This window comes from Kitasatospora sp. NPDC022856 (assembly GCF_055561235.1).
This window is the reverse complement of sequence record NZ_JBVHHE010000009.1, coordinates 231,373-248,590: the sequence shown is the minus strand read 5'-3', so window position 1 is coordinate 248,590 and position 17,218 is coordinate 231,373. Positions and strand designations below refer to the sequence as shown.

The window sequence follows — 17,218 nt, the reverse complement described above, 5'->3', positions numbered from 1 at the left end:
CCAGTGAGGCGGTGCGGGAGGGTCAGGCGGTCGCGGCCGGGGCGGCCGCCCGCTCCTCGACCAGTCGGGCGACGGCCCGCAGGTCCGGCTGGCGCAGCACCAGGGGTGCGCGCAGCCGGATCCCGTACGCGCTTTCGAGCGCCTCCAGCAGTCGGGCGGCGGCGAGCGAATTGCCGCCGGAGGCGAGGAAGTTGTCGGCGAGGCCGAGGTCGGCACGGCCGATCAGCTCACGGCAGAGCTTCAGTACGGTGCGCTCGGCGGGGGTGTCGCCCTCCTCCGCCGCCGCGGGCTCCGGCGGCACCGCGGCCAGCAGCGCCCGGCGGTCCACCTTGCCGTTGGCGTCCAGCGGGAAGCGGTCCACCAACCGGACGGCGGAGGGCACCGCCTGCTCGGGAAGCCAGGGCCGGACGGCGTCCAGCAGCCGCGCCGGGTCGATGCCGCCCTCGGAGGCGGCCCCGCCGGCCTCCCCGCCGTCGCCCACCTGGACGAAGGCGAGCAGCTGGACGCCACCGGCGGGCGCCTGCTCGGCGGCCACGACCGCCCGGCGCACCCGCGGATCGCGCTCGAACGCGGCCTCGACCTCGGCGGGTTCGATCCGCACACCGCTGACCTTGACCTGGTCGTCCAGGCGGCCCTGGAACTCCAGCACCCCGTCCGCACGCATGACGACCCGGTCGCCGGTGCGGTAGACCCGGTCGGTGCCGTCCACGCCCTCGGGGGCATCGAGGAAGCGGAGGGCGGTCAGCTCGGGGTCGAGGTACCCGGCGGCCAGGCCGCGCCCGCCGATCCGCAGCTCACCGGAGACGCCGCGCGGCACCGGCCGGCCCTCCTCGTCGGTGACCAGCACGACCGCGCCCGCGATCGGCAGCCCGATCGGCGGTGCGCCGTCGCCGTGGTCGCCGCCGGGGGCCATCGTGTGCACGGTGGTGGTGACGGTGGCCTCGGCGGGGCCGTAGGCGTTGTGGACGGTGGCGGTGACGTCCGGCCCGGGGGCGCGGCGCAGCCGGTCGCCGCCGACGGTGAGGTGGCGCAGCGCCAGCCCGGCGGGCCACGGGCGCCCCAGGACGGGCTCGGCCAGCGGGGTGGGCAGGACGGCCACGGTGATGCCGGCCTCGCCCCACCAGTCGGTGAGCGCGCCGGAGTCCCAGCGGACGGCCTCGGGGGCCACCACCAGGGCGGCGCCGGAGGTGAGACCGGCCCACAGCTCCATCACGTGCGGGTCGAAGGCGACGCCGATCAGCAGGCTGTGCCGCTCGCCGGGGCCGAGGCCGGTCAGCTCGCGGTACCACCGCAGCATCGCGCCGAGCGCGGGCCCGGTGACGGCGACGGCCTTCGGGGTGCCGGTGGACCCGGAGGTGAGCACCGCGTAGTGGGTGCCGGCCGGGACGGGCACCTGCGTGCCGGACGCCAGGGCGGCCACCACGCCCTCGGTGGGCAGGTCCAGCGCGAGGCGTTCGCCACCCGGCGGCAGCAGGTCCGGCTCGCCGACCAGGCAGGCCGGTCGCAGCTGCTCGGCGACGGCCCGCAGCCGGCGCTCGCCGGGGCGCGGACCGAGCGGCAGGTGGACGGCGCCGAGCTTGGCGGCGGCCAGGGTGACGGCCACCAGCGACACCGAGTGGCCGAGGCAGACGCCGAGCAGGTCGCCCGGGCCGACCTTGCCGCGCAGGGCTTCGGCCGTTCTGTCGGCGAGGCGGTCGAGCTCGGCGTAGCTGTAGGTCCGCTCGCCGTCGATCAGCGCGGGGGCGTCCGGGGTGCGCTGCGCCCAGCTGGTGAACAGGTCGAGGATCGCGCCGTCCCGGTACGGACGGCCGGATGCGACGCTCAGGGATTCCATCATGGTCTCCTCAGTCTTGACGGACCGTCAGTTCAGGCCCATGGAGCGGGCGATGATGACCTTCTGCACCTCGGAGGTGCCCTCGATGATCGTGGTCATCCGCACGTAGCGGTACAGGAACTCCAGCGGGTGGCCCCGCACCCATCCGGTGGCGCCGTGCACCTGGAGCGAGCGGTCGACCGCCCGCACCGCGGTCTCGGAGGCGGTGAGCTTGGCGAGCGCGGCGTTCTCGGGCGACTCGGTGCCCTCGTCGACCAGCCGGGCGCAGGCGAGGGTGAGCAGCTTGGAGGACTCGACCTCGGCCCGGGTCGACACCAGGTGCTCCTGGACGTGCTGGTACTCGCCGATCACCCGGCCGAAGGCACGCCGGTCCCTGGCGTACTCGACGCCGATGCGCAGCGCGTACTCCGCGATGCCGTTGCACATCGCGGCGACCACCAGGCGGCCGCGCGAGAGGCTGTCCATGGCGAGGGCGGTGGCGGCGCCGACCCCCTCCTCGCCGCCGATCACGGCCTCCGGGCCGACGGTGACCCCGTCGAGGAGCAGCTCGAACAGCGGCTCGCCGGACATGCCCTCATAGCGCTGGCCGATCCGCAGCCCGGGCTGGTCCATCGGCAGCACGAAGGCGGTGGACCCGGTCGTGGGACCGGCGCCGTCGCCGAGATCGGTGGCGGCCACGACCAGCGCGATCCCGGCGTGCTCGGCGTTGCTGACGAAGGTCTTGCGCCCGTTCAGCACCCACCGGTCGCCGTCGCGCCGCGCGGTGGTGGTGAGCCGGAAGGCGTCGGAACCGGCGTGCGGCTCGGTGAGGGCGAGGCAGCGGGTCTGCTCGCCGCGCACCAGCGGGATCAGGTGGCGCTCGATCTGCTCGGGGGTGCCGTGGCGCAGCAGCGGGCTGGGACCGTCCGAGCCGGCCAGCGCGTACGGGGCCAGGACGCAGCCGCTGCGCCCGGCGGCGTGGTGCAGCAGGACGACGGCGGTGAACGGCATGCCGGAGCCGCCGAGCTCCTCCGGGTAGTCGCCGGCGTAGAAGCCGAGCGCGGCGGAGCGCTTGCGGACGTAGCTGCGCAGGTCGCCCGGCACCTGGTCGGCAGTCTCGGGCAACTCGGCTGCCAGCGGGACGAGTTCGCGTCGGACGAAGCTCTCGAAGGCCTCGACGAGTTCGCGGTGGCCGTCTTCCAGGACGGCGGAGGGCGCGGTCATTTCGGTGCCGCCTTTCACTTCTGGCCGATGAGGGCGCGGGCCTGGTCGGCCAGCACGGCGTGGCGGAACAGGGTGCGCAGCGGCGGGCGGCTGCCGAGGTGCGGCTCCAGGTGGGCGGCGAGCTGCGCGGCGAGCAGCGAGTGGCCGCCGACCTCGAAGAAGTGCGAGTCCGCGGAGAAGCGGTCGTGGCCGAGCACCTCGCGCCAGGCGGCGGCGATCAACTCCTGGGCGGGGTCGGCGAAGGCGCTCGGCACGGTCTCCGCGTCGGCGGCCTCCTCGGCCTCGTCCGCCAGCCGGGCGAGGGCGGCGCGGTCGGGCTTGCCGCCGGGCAGGGTCGGCATCGCCGCGACGGCGGTCCAGCTCGCCGGGACGAGTCCGCCGGGCAGCCGGCGGGCGAGCGCCTCGTGCAGGCCGGCCTGGTCGGGGCGGTCGGTGCCCTCCAGGAATCCGAGCAGCCGGGGACCGGTCTGCGGGTCGGTGTGCAGCACCACCGCGCAGGAACGGCCGCCGAGTTCGGCGGAGGCGGCGGCCTCGATCTCCTCCAGCTCGATGCGGTGGCCGCGGAGCTTGACCTGGTTGTCGGCGCGGCCGAGGAAGCACAGCCGGCCGTCCAGGTCGCGGTAGCCGCGGTCGCCGGTGCGGTAGACGCGGGCGCCGTCGAGCGCGGGGACGCTGACGAAGCGGGCGGCGGTCGCCTCCGGCAGGCCGAGGTAGCCGTCGGCCAGCATCGGCCCAGCGACGACGAGTTCGCCGACGCAGCCGGCCGGCAGCGGGCGCAGGGTGTCGTCCAGGACGTACATCCGGACGCCGTCCAGCTCGGTGCCGAGCGGGACCTCGGCATCCTCGGCGACATCGGCGGCGGTCACCTGGTACACGGTGGAGGTGACGGTGGCCTCGGTGACGCCGTAGCCGTTCAGCACGGTGGTGTGCTCGATCAGGTCCGCGAGCGCCCGGGCGGGCAGCCGCTCGCCGCCGAGCACGAGCAGCCGGGGCGACCAGCGGTCGTCGCGCAGCGCCTCGCACAGGTCCTCGCGGACGGCGAGCAGGTAGCTGGTCGGCAGGTTGGCGACGGTGACGCCGCGGGCGGCGAGGACGGCCACCAGCTCGGGCCCGGTGGGCACCTCGCGCTGCGGCACGACCAGGGCGGCGCCCACGGCGAGCGCGGGCAGCACCTCCTCCAGCGCCACGTCGAAGGACGGCCGGGCGAACAGCAGCACCCGGTCGGCGGAGGTGAGTTCGTAGCGCGCGGCGATCGCGGCGACGTAGCCGGCGAGCGCCGCACGGCCGACCCGGACGGGCTTGGGCACACCGGTGGAGCCGGAGGTGTGGATCAGGTAGGCGGCGCCGTCCAGGACCTCGGCGGGCTCGGCCTTCGGGAACGCCGGGCCGTCCAGGAGCGCCGGGGTGACGCCCTCGGCGGGCAGCGCGAGGGCGCTCTGCCGGGTGGCCAGGACGAGGGCCGGGCTCAGCCGCTCCAGCAGCAGGCCGAGCCGGGCGGCCGGGTCCTCGGTGGACAGCGGCGCGTAGACGGCGCCGTGACGCAGGCAGGCGAGCAGGGCGACCACGCTGTCCGCGCCGCGCGGCAGGACGGTGGCCACCGGCTGACCGGGGGCGACGCCGGCGGCGCGCAGCCGCTCGACCAGCGCGGCGACGCGGCGGTCGAGTTCGCCGTAGCTGATCCGCTCGCTGCCGGCCAGCAGGGCGAGCGCGCTCGGATCGTGGGCGGCGGCCGGGTCGAGCAGTGCCTGGTCGGGCACGGCCGGGGCGTCCGCGGGCACGGTGGCGGGCGGCTCTGCCGCGGGCGCCGGGGCCAGCTCGGCGATCGGCGCCAGCGGGCGGTCGAGGTAGCAGCGCAGCAGCTCCAGCAGCCGCTCGGACAGCAGCACGGCCTCGGACTCGCGGAACAGGTCCGCGTCGTAGTCCCAGACCAGGGTCATGCCGGCGACGCCGTGCTTCTCGCCGACCACCCGGCGGTCGTCGGGCAGCAGCACCAGGTCGAGGTCGAAGCGGGTGGTGCCGGTGTTGAAGCCCTCGTACAGCGAGACCTCCAGCCCGGGAGCCTGGACGTCCGGCAGCGCCGCGTCGTGCGCGCTGAACATCACGTTCCACAGCGGGTTGTCGGCGCCGCTGGTGTGCAGGCCCAGGCGGCGGGTCAGCTCCTGCACCGGCAGGTCCTGGTACGGCAGCGCGCGCATCAGGACGTCGGTCACCTCGTCCACCGCCTCGGTGCCGGGCGCGGCGGGATCGGGCCGCAGGCGCAGCGGCACGGTGTTCACGAACATGCCGACGGTGCCCTCGAAGCCCTCCGGGCGGTTGCCGACGGCGGTGCCGACCACGAGCTCGCGGTGCCCGCTGTGCCGGCGCAGCAGCTCGGCGAGCAGGGCGAGCATGGTGCTGAACGGGGTGTGGCCGTCCGCCTTGCTGCGCTCGCGCAGCCGCTCGGCCAGGTCGGCGCCGATCGACTGGCGCAGCTGGCCGCCCCGGTGGCGGCGCTCGGCGCCCGGCCGGGCCAGCCCGGGCAGCGTGACCTCGCGCGGCGCGTCGGCCAGCTCCTTGGTCCAGAAGTCGAGTGCGCGCTCGCGGGACACGTCGGCGGCGGTCCGCGCGTGCTCCTCGTACGAGGGGGCGGCGGGCAGCTCGTAGGGCTCGCCGAGGACCTGGGCGCGGTAGACGGTGAACAGGTCGCGCAGCAGGATCGCGAAGGAGTGGCCGTCGTGGACGAGGTGGTGCTCGACGTGGATCAGCCGGTGGTGCTGCTCGGCGATCCGGACCAGGTGCCAGCGCAGCACCGGCGCCCGCTCGGTGTCCACCGGCTCCTCGGCCTCGGCGGCGAGCAGTCGCCGGAAGGCGGCGTCCGGGTCGTCCTCGGCGGTGAAGTCGCTGTGGCGCAGCTCCGGTCGACACCCCTCGGCGACCCGCTGGCCGGGCAGGCCCTCGGGCCGGGGCACCAACTCCAGGCGCAGGCCCGGGTGGTGGTCCAGGACGGCGGTCAGGCCCGCGTGCAGCGCGTCCCGGTCGAGGGTGCCGTACAGGTCGAGGACGGCGGTGAAGTTGTAGGCGCGGCTGCCCGGCAGCATCTGTTCGTGCAGCCAGACGATCTCTTGCGACGGAGAGAGCGCGAACATGGGCGGTTCCCTTGTGTGGTGGGCTTGTCGGCACGTCGGTGGTGGCGCCGGCGGCGGGCGTGGGGTGGTCCCGGTCCGGCTGGCGACCGGGGCGCACCGAGGTGACGGTGCGGTCCCGGGTCGGGGCACCTGCACGGTCGGGCCCGTCAGGGCCCGCGCGTCCAGGCGCGGTGGATCCGGCGAGGCGGATCCGGTGGGGGAGCTCAGGCCCGCGCGGGAGGGCGCGGGAGGTCGGGCCGTGGGGGCCGGCAACGGGCTGTCGGGCCGTGCGAGGTCGGGCCGTGGGAGGTCGGGCCCTCGCGGTGGGGCGCGGGAGCGGTGCGGCACGGGAGCGGTGGGGCGCGGGAGCGGTGCGGCACGGGAGCGGTGCGGCGCGAGCCCCGGCCGGGGCGGGCGCGTTCGGACCCGGCGGCCCGGCTGTGGGAGTCCCGCGCCAGGTCGGCCGCCGGATACCGGCGGCAGGTCAGGCGCCGGTGTCCGCCGGAACGTCAGACGCCGGACCCCGGAGACGGATCAGGCGAGCGCGCCCGGGCGTGGCCGGGCGTAGAGGTGCTGCCGCAGGACGGCGAGCAGGTCGGCGAAGGCGGCGTGGGCGTCGGTCTCGGCGAAGCGGTCGCTGTCCCAGGCGAGCCGGACCAGCAGGTCGTCGCCGTGCGAGGCGGAGACGGCGAGCGGGGCGGCGAGCGGTCGTCCGGCCAGGTGGGTCTCCCGGCCAGGCGTGCCGCCGAGCACCAGCGGCGGGCGGCGGTGCAGGTCCTCCAGGGTGAGCATGGCGTCCAGCGCTCCCGACCAGGCCGCCCCCGCGGTCCGTGCGGCGCGCACCACCTCGTCGAACGGGGTGCCGGCGTGGTCGAGGTCGTCCCACCAGGCGTCGGCGAGGGCGTCCAGGTCGTCGGTGGGGGTCGGACCGGCCGGGTGCACCAGGGTGTTGAGGAAGCAGCCGAGCGCGGCGGGCGCGCCGGGCGGGCGGCCGCCCCACGGGTAGCCGAGCGCGAGCGGCCCGTCCACGGGGTGCAGCCGGTGCGCGGCGGCCCCGACGGCGTCCAGCAGGGCCGGGAAGACCGCGCCGCGGGCGGCGCCCTCGGCGGCGGGCAGCCGCTCGGTGAGCATCCCGGTGGACGTGGCCGCGCCGCCGCCAGCCCCGGTCAGGGCGCCGAGCCGACGGCCCCAGTGGGCCTGGGCGGCGGTCCCGCCGGCGGCGTCCTCGGCGGCCAGTTGGAGTTCGACGGCCTGGCGGTAGTCGGCCAGCGCCTGCGGGCCGGGGCCCGCCGCCGGGGCGTCACCGCCCTCGTAGGCCTCGCTCAGCTCGGCGGTGAGCACCCCGAGCGACTGCTCGTCGCAGGCCGCGTGGTCGAGCGCGAGGGCGAGCAGCTCCTCCTCGCCGTCCGGGTCCCGGGCCACCAGCAGGCGCAGCGCGGGGCCGTCGGCGGGGCGGTCCAGCAGGGCCCGGCGCAGCGCCGCGCGGGCCGTCTCGCCGGGGGCGACGGTGATCCGGGCGGCCTCGGCCGAGGGGCCGCCGACCCGCAGGACGGGTGTGCCGCGCACGGTCGCGAAGCCGCCGGACAGGGCCGGGTGGTGGGCGGCGACCGCGGCCGCGGCGCGGGCCAGCCGCTCCACGTCGAGGGTGCCCCGCGGGTAGGCGAAGAACAGCGGGACGACGTCGGAGCGGTCGTGCGGTGCGAGTCGACGGGTGATCAGGAACCGTCGCTGGGCTCCGGTCAGTGGGAGCAGGTCAGTCGGGGAGTCCGCGGCAGCGCTGCGGTACCGGGCGAGGTAGGCGGAGGTGATGCTGGCGTGCACGGGAACGGTCTCCGTTTTCCGGTCGCGGCTCGGCAGGAGGTCTGGGGTCGGTCAGTGGGTGCTGGTGCTCACGGCGGGCTCCTCGGCGGCGCGATCGGGGCTGCCCCCGGCGGCGCGATCGGGTGTGGTCTCGGTGGCGTCCCCGCCGGCGGCGGTCGACCCGGTACCGTCCGGGCCGCCCGGCAGCTCGCGCATCCGCCGCAGCGGCGACAGCAGCAGCGGCACCGGCACGAGCAGGAACCCGACCGCGCAGAGCCAGAGCGCGGCCCGCGGCCCGGCCGAGTCGGCGACGATGCCGCCGCCCAGCGCGCCGATCGGCAGCGTGCCCCACACCAGGAAGCGCATGGTGGCGTTCATCCGGCCGAGCAGCTCCGGCGGGCAGACGCTCTGCCTGAAGCTGACCTGGGCGACGTTGTAGGCGACCGCCCCGAACAGCACCACCCCGGAGGCGAGGCCGAACAGCACCACGCCCAGGCCGCCGTCGGACAGCGGCCACAGCACCGCGAACGGCGCCGTCACCAGCGTGGACAGCCAGATCAGCCGGGCTTGTCCGACCCACCGCGCCAGCCGGCCGGCGCACAGCGCGCCCGCCAGCCCGCCGACGGCGGAGACCGACAGCAGCACGCCGATGGCCCCCGGTGCCAGGTCGAGCACCCGCACCCAGAAGACGGTCTGCACGGCCATCAGCATGGCCGCGAACAGGTTGGACACCGCGGTGGCGGCCGCGATCGCCCGCAGCAGCGGGTGCCCGAGCACGAACCGGACGCCCTCCCCCACCTCGGCGCGCAGCGAGCGCCCGGGCTCCGGCTCCGCGAGCGGCTCCTCGACCCGGATCCGGGCGAGCAGCAGTGCGGAGACCAGGTAGCCGAAGGCGTCGGCCACGATGGCGAGCGGCGCGCCGAGCAGTTGGACCAGTCCGCCGCCGAGGCCCGGTCCGGCGATCTGCGCCGAGGACCGGACCGTCTCCAACGCCCCGTTCCCGTCGACCAGTTGCTCGCGCGGCAGGACGGCGGGCAGGAAGGACTGGTGGGCGACGTCGAAGAACACCGTCGCCACCCCCGTGACCAGCGCAACCAGGTAGAGCTGCGGCATGGTCAGCACCCCGAGCGCCGCCGCCGGCGGGATCGTCCCGACCGCCAGGCAGCGCACGAGGTCGGCGCGGATCAGCACCGGAAGCTTGCGCATCCGGTCCAGCCAGGCTCCGGCCGGCAGTCCGACCAGCAGGAAGGCGGCGGTCTCGGCGGCGGTCAGCAGGCCGACCTCGAACGGGGTGGCGTCCAGCACCACCACCGCCACCAAGGGCAGCGCGACCAGCGTGACCTGACTGCCCGTCTGGGCCGCCGCGGCGCCGGTCAGCAGGAGCCGGAAGTCGCGGTGGCCGAACAGACGGGCCCGACGGGGGTGAGGCTTCTCGTTCATTGGTTCGACTTTCCGTCACCCCTTCGACACCGGGCAACCACCGGGTCCGTTTCCGGACGAACCGCCGGTCGGCCGGATCCCGCCACTCCCCCGACCACCCCTTGCAGGCCTCTTACGCGCCCTTATGGCCCGGGCGCGGGGCCCCCGCGGCCGGTCGGCCTAGGCGGCACGGGCCGAGGAGCGCCCGGGGCCCGTCGACGGTCGGCCGTCCATTTCTCCGTCCGATATTCGGACCCCTACTTTCCGGCCATCGGACGCCTCCGCTCAACTTGGCCGGATTCCGTGGAGTACCGCGAGGACGTCACCCCACCGTGATATGGGCGTGACCGACGGTGGCCGCGTCGAACCATCGACCCGTCCGCCCGTCCGTATGTCCACCCGTCCGCATGTCCACCCGTCCGCATGTCGACCCGTCCACCCGAGCTGCCGCGCCCTCAGTCCTCCGACCGACGGGTGATCGCCAGCACCGCCATGTCGTCGTCCCGCGGACCGCCGGTCCACCGCTCGACATCGGCCACCAGCGCGTCCAGCACCTCGCCCGGCCCGGCGACCGGCCCCAGCCCGGCCAGCCCGAGCACCGGGTCGTAGAACTCCCCCGCCGCGTCCCGGGCCTCGGTCACCCCGTCGGTCACCAGCAGCAGCGTGCACCCGGGCGGGAACGGCCGGCTCTCCGGCGCGGGCCGCGCGACCCCCAGGCCGCCCATCCCCAGCGGCAGCCCCGGGTCGGCCGCGTCCAACCGCAGCACGGGCGGCGCGAGACGGGCGTCGGCGCTCAGCAGGTACGGGCCGGGGTGCCCGCAGTCGAGCGTGCGCACCACCCCCTCCCCCAGCGGGAGCTCCACCAGCAGCGCCGTGATGAACCCCTCCATCCGCAGCTCCTCGCTCATCTGGTCGGCCTCCCGGAGCAGCGAGTCCTCCAGCGCGTCCGCGAGCGCCGCCAGGTCCGCCACCCGGTGCGAGGCCTCCCGGAAGGCCCCCAGCAGCACCGAGACCGCCCCCACCGCCTGCAGCCCCTTGCCCCGCACGTCCGCGATCAGCACCCGGACGCCGAAGCGGGTGGTCTGCAGCGCGTAGGCGTCCCCGCCGATCAGCGCCTCGTCCTGGGCCGCGTGGTAGGAGGCCGCGACCGACAGCTCCCCCACCCGCCCCGGCGGCTCCGGCAGCACCGCCTGCTGCGCCGCCTCCGCCACCGACCGCACCCGCGCCAGCCGCCGCCCGTGCCGGGCCACCACACGGTTCACCCCGACCCCGAGCAGGGCGGCGAAGGCCGTGTTGGCCAGCTCCAGGAACCCGTCGGCGGTACCGATCGACCCGTCCTGGGTGGACAGCACCAGGATCCCGGCCACATTGGCCAGTCCGACCGCACAGGTGTCCCGCAAGGTCAGCAGCGCCCCGGACAACACGGCGGCGGCGGCCAGCAACGGGTCACCCCAGTAGTCGGCCGGATCCAGCGAATTCCACACCAGCCCGCCGACGATCAGCAACCACGGCGCGACCCGCACATACGGCGGCCACTGCACGGACCTCGGGGGCATCGGCGACCTGGCTTCCGTCTCACCACCATCCGGAAGGGCTCCCTCCGATCGTAGCCACGTGCCGTCGAAACTCGCACGACGGATGACGTCGCCGGGCGGTGAGCGCCGAAGGACGGACCCCTCGTGAAGCGCCGACGCCCCACCCGGCCGGCGGGCGGCGCACCCCGCCGGCGGACGTCACCCCACCGCCCTCCCCGCTCTCCTACCTGCCGCTGGTCCTCACCCACCCGACCCGGCCTCCAACTGCCCAGCCCACCACGGACTCATCGGCCTGCACGAACGCGCCGAGAACCTCGGCGGCACCCTGACCAGCGGCCCCACCACCGACGGCGGCTTCCGCGTGCGCGCCACCCTGCCCGACCGCAGGCACTGACCCGGTGGTCGTCGGAGCGGCGAACCGATGCCTCCGGCGGTACCCGTGGCAGCGGGTCAGCGCACCCGTCCGCGTGGCTTGAGGGGCAGCGCGGGGAGTTCCGGGGCGCGGAGCCGGGCGCCGTCGTAGCCGTGGACCTCGCCGAAGCGGGTGGTGGTCATCCAGTCCTCGCGGGCCTGGAGGATCTCCTCACCGGATCGGCCGATGAAGTTCCACCACATGACCAGCTTCTCCTCGAACGGCTCTCCGCCGAGGAGGAGGACGGCGGCGTCGGTGCGGGCCAGGAGGGGGAGTTCGCGGCGGTCGGTGCCGAGGTAGAGCATGGAGCCCGGTTCGACGCGGACGCCGTCGACGTCGACGCTGCCGGACATGGCGAGCACGGCGTACTCGAAGCCGGGCTCCAGGGGGAGCTTGAGGTCGGCGCCCTCGGTCAGGGCGAGGTCGGCGCCGACCAGGGGGGTGTAGGCGGTGCCGGGGGAGGTCGCGGTGTCGAGGCTGCCCAGGATGACGGTGCCGCGCAGGCCGGGGGCGGTGACGACGGGCAGGTCGGCGTGGTGCTCGAAGGCGGGGGCGGTGTGCCGGTGGGCGTCCGGGAGGGCGACCCAGAGCTGGGCGCCTTCCAGGAAGCGGGCGTGCGCGCGCGGGGACTCCTCGGAGTGGGAGATCGCACGGCCGGAGGTCATCAGGCCCAGCTCGTAGGGGCGGACGGTCTGCAGGCTGCCGAGGCTGTCGCGGTGCAGGACCTCGCCCTGGTGGAGCCAGCTGACCGTCTGCAGGCCCATGTGCGGGTGCGGCGGGACCTGCATGCCGGGCTCGTCGGCGATGTCGTCCGGGCCGTAGTGGTCGACGAAGCACCAGGCGCCGACCATCCGGCGGCCGAGGTTGGGCAGCAGGCGGCGCACGACGGTGCTCTCGCCCAGCGGGACCTGGCGTCCGGTCAGCAGTTCGCGGACCGGTCCGGCGCCGGACTCGCCGCCGCAGGGGGTCGGAGCGGGCTTCTGGTCGAGGTTGCTCATGTCGCGGATCCACCACCGTACGGGTCGGGGCCGGCCGGGGCCGTGCGGTCCGGGCCGGAGGGGCGTCGACAGTGATCATCCACCATGCGGGGACGGCGCTCCACCCACTCCGGACGGCCGGCCACCCGGTGAGCCGATCAGCCGGCCACCCGCCCCGCCCCGTCAGCCGGCGCCGCGGCCCGCCAGCGCGCGGCCGAGGAAGGCGACCGCGTCCGGCAGGACCTTGCGCCAGTACGCCGCGTCGTGGACCCCGGGGGTGAAGCGGGCCTGGACGGTGTCGCCGGCCAGTTTGCGGGCCGCGTCGCAGAACGGGTCCTCGGTGCCGCACCAGACGCCGATCGGGCGGCCGTGCGGCTGGTCCTGGTGGAGCAGCGGCTCGTTCTCGCGCCAGTCGGCCTCGTCCTTGAAGACGCCCACCGCCTTGGCGTCGCCCCAGCTGCGGAACAGCGCCGGACTGAGCACCGCGACCGGGCCGAAGCCGGCGCCCCGGTTGCGGGCGTAGCGGAGCGAGCCGAAGCCGCCCATGGATATGCCCATCGCCGCGTCGGGCGCGCGCAGCCCCTGCTTGGCGAGCCAGCCCGGCAGCTCCTCCAGCAGCATCTTCTGCGGGTCGTCGCCGGACGGCGTGCGCCGCCAGTAGGTGGCGTCGCCGCCGTCGACGGCGACCACCGCGAACGGGGGGACGCCGGCCGCGATGGCGGCGACCAGGATCTGCGGCAGTCCGAGGTCGGTCCACGCCTGGGCGGTGGCGCCGCGCCCGTGCAGGGCGACGCAGACCGGCAGGTCGGCCGGGCGGGCGATGCCCTCCGGGACGATCGTGATCATCTTCACCGCGGCGCCGTTCCGGGCCGCCGAGTGCTGCTCCTCGCTGCGGAGCGAGGGGACGACGGCCGTGGCGCCGGACGGTGCCGCCGTACCGGTGGGCGCCGTGGCGGGGGTCGTACCGGCGGCGGAGGGCACGCCCGGGCCACCGGAGCCGCCGGACCGGCTGCCCGAGCCGTCCGAACCGCCGGACAGGGCCACCGCGGTACCGGTGCCGACGACGGCGAGGCCGCCGAGGCCGAGGCCCGCCCTGAGCAGCCGGCGCCGCCCGAGCGTGCCGGGGCCGAACGCCCCCGGGCCGAACGAACCCGTGCGGGCGCGGCCGGTCACGCCGATCACGGGCGGCACGGCGGGCGGCGGCGCCATCACGGGCGGCGGCGGGGCGACGGGGGGCGGCGGCACCGGAACGCCGCCCGCCACCCCGACACCCACCGCTCCGGCGTGTCCACTCCCCTGCTGGTCCAGGTCCACGGTTCTCCCCTCCGACAGTCAGCCGGCACTGTACGTCGGGCCCGGCCCGCGGGCCGCACCGTGTCCGTCACAGCTGATCAACAACTCGTCACCGCGGCCCGGGGGCGGTGTCCCCGACGACTCAGTGCTTGCAGGCCCACCAGGAGTCCGCGGTCGCCGCGTCCGCGAGCGCGCGCAGCTTGGCGACGGCCTCGGCCGGGTCCTCCGCGCCGTACACCGCCGAGCCGGCCACGAAGACGTCCGCGCCGGCCTCGGCGCAGCGCTCGATGGTGCTCGCGGAGACCCCGCCGTCCACCTGCAGCCACAGCTCCAGGCCGTGCTTGTCGATCAGCTGCCGGGTGCGGCGGATCTTCGGCAGCATGATGTCCAGGAACGCCTGGCCGCCGAAGCCCGGCTCGACCGTCATGATCAGCAGCATGTCCAGCTCGGGCAGCAGGTCCTCGTACGGCTCGATCGGCGTGGCGGGCCGCAGCGCCATGGACGCGCGGGCGCCCTTGGCCCGGATCTCCCGGGCGAGCCGGACGGGCGCGGCCGCGGCCTCGACGTGGAAGGTGACGGAGCCGGCGCCGGCCTCGACGTACTGCGGGGCCCAGCGGTCCGGCTCCTCGATCATCAGGTGGCAGTCGAGCGGCGTGCCGGTGGCCCGGGCGAGGGCCTCGACCACCGGGACGCCCAGGGTCAGGTTGGGCACGAAGTGGTTGTCCATCACGTCGACGTGCAGCCAGTCCGAACCCCTGACGGCCTCGGCCTCGTCGGCGAGCCTGGCGAAGTCCGCGGACAGGATGCTGGGGTTGATCTGCGCCATTTCCGATGCTTCGCTTCCTACGAGGGTTCCCGGCGCCCGAAACGGCCACCTCGCCCCATCATCTCGCGGGGAGCGGGCGGGAACTGAACGGCGAACCCTCCCCGTGACCCGCATCACACCCGCTCGGGGGTTAACGCGAGCGCCGCCGTGGTCATCAGCCCTGTGAAACCCGTCGTTCGCACCTCCGGCCGCCCTCGTTCCCGCCCCTCTTCCGCCACACACCCTCCGCGGAGCCCGCACGGAACTCCCCCCGCGGACCCCTGCCCGCTCCGCGGAACCACCCCTCTCCCAGCTCCCTCACGCAGTCGCGGAACCACCCGCTCCCACCCCTCACGCACTCTTCGTGCTCACTCCGAGGAAGGTCCTCCGTTGGCCGATCTGGTCCATCCCGCCCGGGCCCTGTGGTGGCTCTTCGAGCCGGTGCACGCCGTCACCTACTTCTCCCCCGAGGGCCGCGCGGCGTTCGAGGAGGCCGGACTGCGCGGCGGCTGGCGCGGCTACTTCGCCGGGCGGGCGGCGCCGCTGGGCGCGGTCGACGCACCGCCGGTGGTCGCCGCGTTCTTCAACTTCGCGCCCTCGATGGTGGAACGCGCCCTGCCGGACGTCTGGAAGCGGGCGGATCCGGACAGCGCCCTGGCGGCCCGGGTCGCGGGCGCCTCGGCGGCGCTCGCCCGGCTGCTGGAGCACGTGGAGCCGGAACAGGTCGAACGGGTGGCCGACCTGCTGGAGCGGGCCGTCGACCGGCTGGACTGCGCGGGCCGGGTGCTGGCCGCTGCCAACGCCGCCGTCCCCCGCCCGGCCGGCCTGTACGGACGGCTCTGGCAGGCCGCCACCGTCATGCGCGAGCACCGCGGCGACGGCCATGTCGCGGCGCTGGTCTCCGCCGGGCTGGACGGTTGCGAGGCGCTGGTGGTGCGCTGCGCGCTGGACGTCCGCCGCGAGGTGCTGCAGCCGATGCGCGGCTGGACCGACGAGGAGTGGGCGGCCGCCACCGCCCGTCTGGTGGAACGCGGTTGGCTGACGGAGCGCGGCACGATCACCGAGTGCGGCCGGATCCGTCACCAGTCCCTGGAGGCCGCCACCGACCTGGCCGCCGCCCGGGTGTGGGAGAGCCATCCGCGCACCGAACTCGACCGGCTCGCCGCCGCGCTCACGCCGATCTCGGCGCTCTGTCGCAGTGCGCTGCCCCCGATCAACCCGATCGGCCTGCCGGCCACCACGGCGTGACACCGAGGACCTGATCCGTCGACACCGGACGCCCGGCACCGGCCACTTCGACCGCCGGTGCCGGACGGCCGGGCCGATGGCCGGTTCCCCCCAGCCGCCCGATCCGGCCGCCGCTCAACTCCCCGCGTTCGCCGCCCCCGGAGCCCCCGCCGCGTCCGCCGCGTCCGCCGTCTCCACCGCCTCCCGCTCTCCCGCCTCGGCCGACCGGCCGTGCGCCGGCGGGCCGAGCACGATCCCGCGCCCCGCGTAGAACCGGTCGAACAGCCGCCAGGGCACGTGCGCGTAGGCCTGCGACTCCCCCGCGAACCCGGACGGGTTGTGGATCACCAGCGCCGTGCCGGTGACGCCCACCGCCAGCACCAGGTGCCCGCCGCGCCGGTGCGGCTCGGGTCCCTCGGGTTCACGGATCGCGGGGTGCACGGACAGCATCACCAGGCGCCCGGCGGTCACCTCCGCCGCCACCTCGTCGGCCGTCAGCTCCCGCGCCTGCGCGGCCAGTCCCCAGCGCTCCCGGACATACGCGGCGAACGGCGTGTGGATCAGCCCGTGCAGCCGCTCGCCGTCCTGCTCGTACGCACCGGCCGCCAGGCACTCCGCGGCCAGCGGGACCTGCGGCGGCGCCACACCCCACCAGCGGTCGAGCGCCATCCGCAGGCACGCCACTCCGCAGAGCCGCCAGGACCAGTACGCGTAGTCCTCCGGCGTCCGCGCCCCCGACTGCCCCCAGCGCGGGTCGTCCGCCGCGCCCACCGATCCGTCGATGATCTCCTGCACCAGCTCCGGGGATTCCCACTGCGCGTAGTACGGCACCTCGTGCACCACGGCCACCCGGCCACCGCTCTCCACCATCCCCCGACGCTCTCACGCCGCCCGTCCGCCACGGGCCCGCGACACACACTCGCTCAGGCCGGGGCCCGGGCGACCCGCCGAACCCCCGGGGGTCGCCCGGTCTCCTACTGCGGCGCCGACCCGGACGCCGTCCCGCCCCCGGATGTCTCCCCCGGCGCCTTCTGGCTCCCCGCCGCCGAGCGGTAGGCGAGCCGGTCCGACGCCCGGCGCCCCCGGCTCTCCAACGGAAGCGACCCGTGCGCCCCGGCCAGCCCGAACGGCGGCATGTCGAAGTAGATCGCCTCGTACGACCCCTCCGGCACCATGTACGTCTCGTGCCAGAGCCCCACGTGCCCGCGGACCTTCCCGGCGCGTATCTTGCGGTTCACCATCCCCCACACCTTGTGGTGGAAGGCGTCCGGCGCGGACGCGTAGGCGTACAGCTTCTCCTTGGACTCCCAGTACTGGACGATGTAGTACGTCCGCGGCGAGGCGGTCAGGAGGATGCGGCCGCGCAGGCCGCGCTCCGGCTCCTTGGCCAGGTCGTGGAGCATCCGGAACATCGCCGCCATCACCGGCATCCAGTGGTGGACGGCCCAGAAGCGGTTGATGCGCATCCCGATCAGCAGCACCACGGTGTCCCCGGTGACGGCCGCGGTGGTGTATCCCGGAGTCGGTTTGGCGAACATGTGTGCCCCCAGCTCTCTGCTCCACCTATGTAAGCGGCGATTACATCAGCGAGCGGGAGTCCGGTCAAGGC

General features: G+C 75.7%; 12 protein-coding genes. 1 reads left to right on the top strand and 11 read right to left on the bottom strand.

The window, feature by feature from the left end; all coding sequences use genetic code 11:
- Nucleotides 1–22: 22 nt before the first annotated feature.
- The 9 genes from ACZ34W_RS14160 to rpe form a co-directional block, all read right to left on the bottom strand.
- Complete coding sequence (locus tag ACZ34W_RS14160; protein WP_465603866.1) at nt 23–1,834, bottom strand: amino acid adenylation domain-containing protein; 1,812 nt, start codon at nt 1,832–1,834, stop codon at nt 23–25.
- Between the two features lie 27 nt (nt 1,835–1,861).
- Nucleotides 1,862–3,037, bottom strand: a complete 1,176-nt coding sequence (locus ACZ34W_RS14155; RefSeq protein WP_359836532.1) for an acyl-CoA dehydrogenase family protein — start codon at nt 3,035–3,037, stop codon at nt 1,862–1,864.
- A gap of 14 nt (nt 3,038–3,051) precedes the next feature.
- A complete protein-coding gene (locus tag ACZ34W_RS14150) occupies nt 3,052–6,162 on the bottom strand; it encodes a non-ribosomal peptide synthetase (RefSeq protein ID WP_465603865.1) in 3,111 nt (1,036 codons plus the stop codon).
- Nucleotides 6,163–6,675: 513 nt separating this feature from the next.
- Nucleotides 6,676–7,962 carry a non-ribosomal peptide synthetase gene (locus ACZ34W_RS14145; protein WP_465603863.1) on the bottom strand — a complete coding sequence of 429 codons (1,287 nt, stop codon included), beginning with the start codon at nt 7,960–7,962 and terminating at the stop codon, nt 6,676–6,678.
- Between the two features lie 51 nt (nt 7,963–8,013).
- A complete protein-coding gene (locus tag ACZ34W_RS14140) occupies nt 8,014–9,381 on the bottom strand; it encodes an MFS transporter (RefSeq protein WP_465603861.1) in 1,368 nt (455 codons plus the stop codon).
- 434 nt (nt 9,382–9,815) lie between these two features.
- Nucleotides 9,816–10,916, bottom strand: coding sequence for a PP2C family protein-serine/threonine phosphatase (locus ACZ34W_RS14135; RefSeq protein WP_465603859.1), 1,101 nt, complete (start codon nt 10,914–10,916; stop codon nt 9,816–9,818).
- 429 nt (nt 10,917–11,345) lie between these two features.
- A complete protein-coding gene (locus tag ACZ34W_RS14130) occupies nt 11,346–12,305 on the bottom strand; it encodes a pirin family protein (protein WP_465603857.1) in 960 nt (319 codons plus the stop codon).
- A 162-nt stretch (nt 12,306–12,467) separates the two neighbouring features.
- Nucleotides 12,468–13,598 carry an alpha/beta hydrolase gene (locus ACZ34W_RS14125; protein ID WP_329486719.1) on the bottom strand — a complete coding sequence of 377 codons (1,131 nt, stop codon included), beginning with the start codon at nt 13,596–13,598 and terminating at the stop codon, nt 12,468–12,470.
- 121 nt (nt 13,599–13,719) lie between these two features.
- Complete coding sequence (rpe, locus tag ACZ34W_RS14120) at nt 13,720–14,403, bottom strand: ribulose-phosphate 3-epimerase (RefSeq protein WP_329486720.1); 684 nt, start codon at nt 14,401–14,403, stop codon at nt 13,720–13,722.
- A gap of 369 nt (nt 14,404–14,772) precedes the next feature.
- On the opposite strand from rpe, the gene ACZ34W_RS14115 reads away from it, so the two are divergent.
- Nucleotides 14,773–15,630, top strand: coding sequence for an SCO6745 family protein (locus ACZ34W_RS14115; protein ID WP_329486721.1), 858 nt, complete (start codon nt 14,773–14,775; stop codon nt 15,628–15,630).
- Nucleotides 15,631–15,744: 114 nt separating this feature from the next.
- On the opposite strand, the gene ACZ34W_RS14110 is transcribed toward ACZ34W_RS14115, so the two are convergent.
- Together ACZ34W_RS14110 and ACZ34W_RS14105 are read right to left on the bottom strand one after the other, a co-directional pair.
- A complete protein-coding gene (locus ACZ34W_RS14110) occupies nt 15,745–16,479 on the bottom strand; it encodes a C39 family peptidase (RefSeq protein ID WP_465603854.1) in 735 nt (244 codons plus the stop codon).
- A gap of 104 nt (nt 16,480–16,583) precedes the next feature.
- Complete coding sequence (locus ACZ34W_RS14105; RefSeq protein WP_465603852.1) at nt 16,584–17,147, bottom strand: DUF4188 domain-containing protein; 564 nt, start codon at nt 17,145–17,147, stop codon at nt 16,584–16,586.
- Between the last annotated feature and the right edge of the window lie 71 nt (nt 17,148–17,218).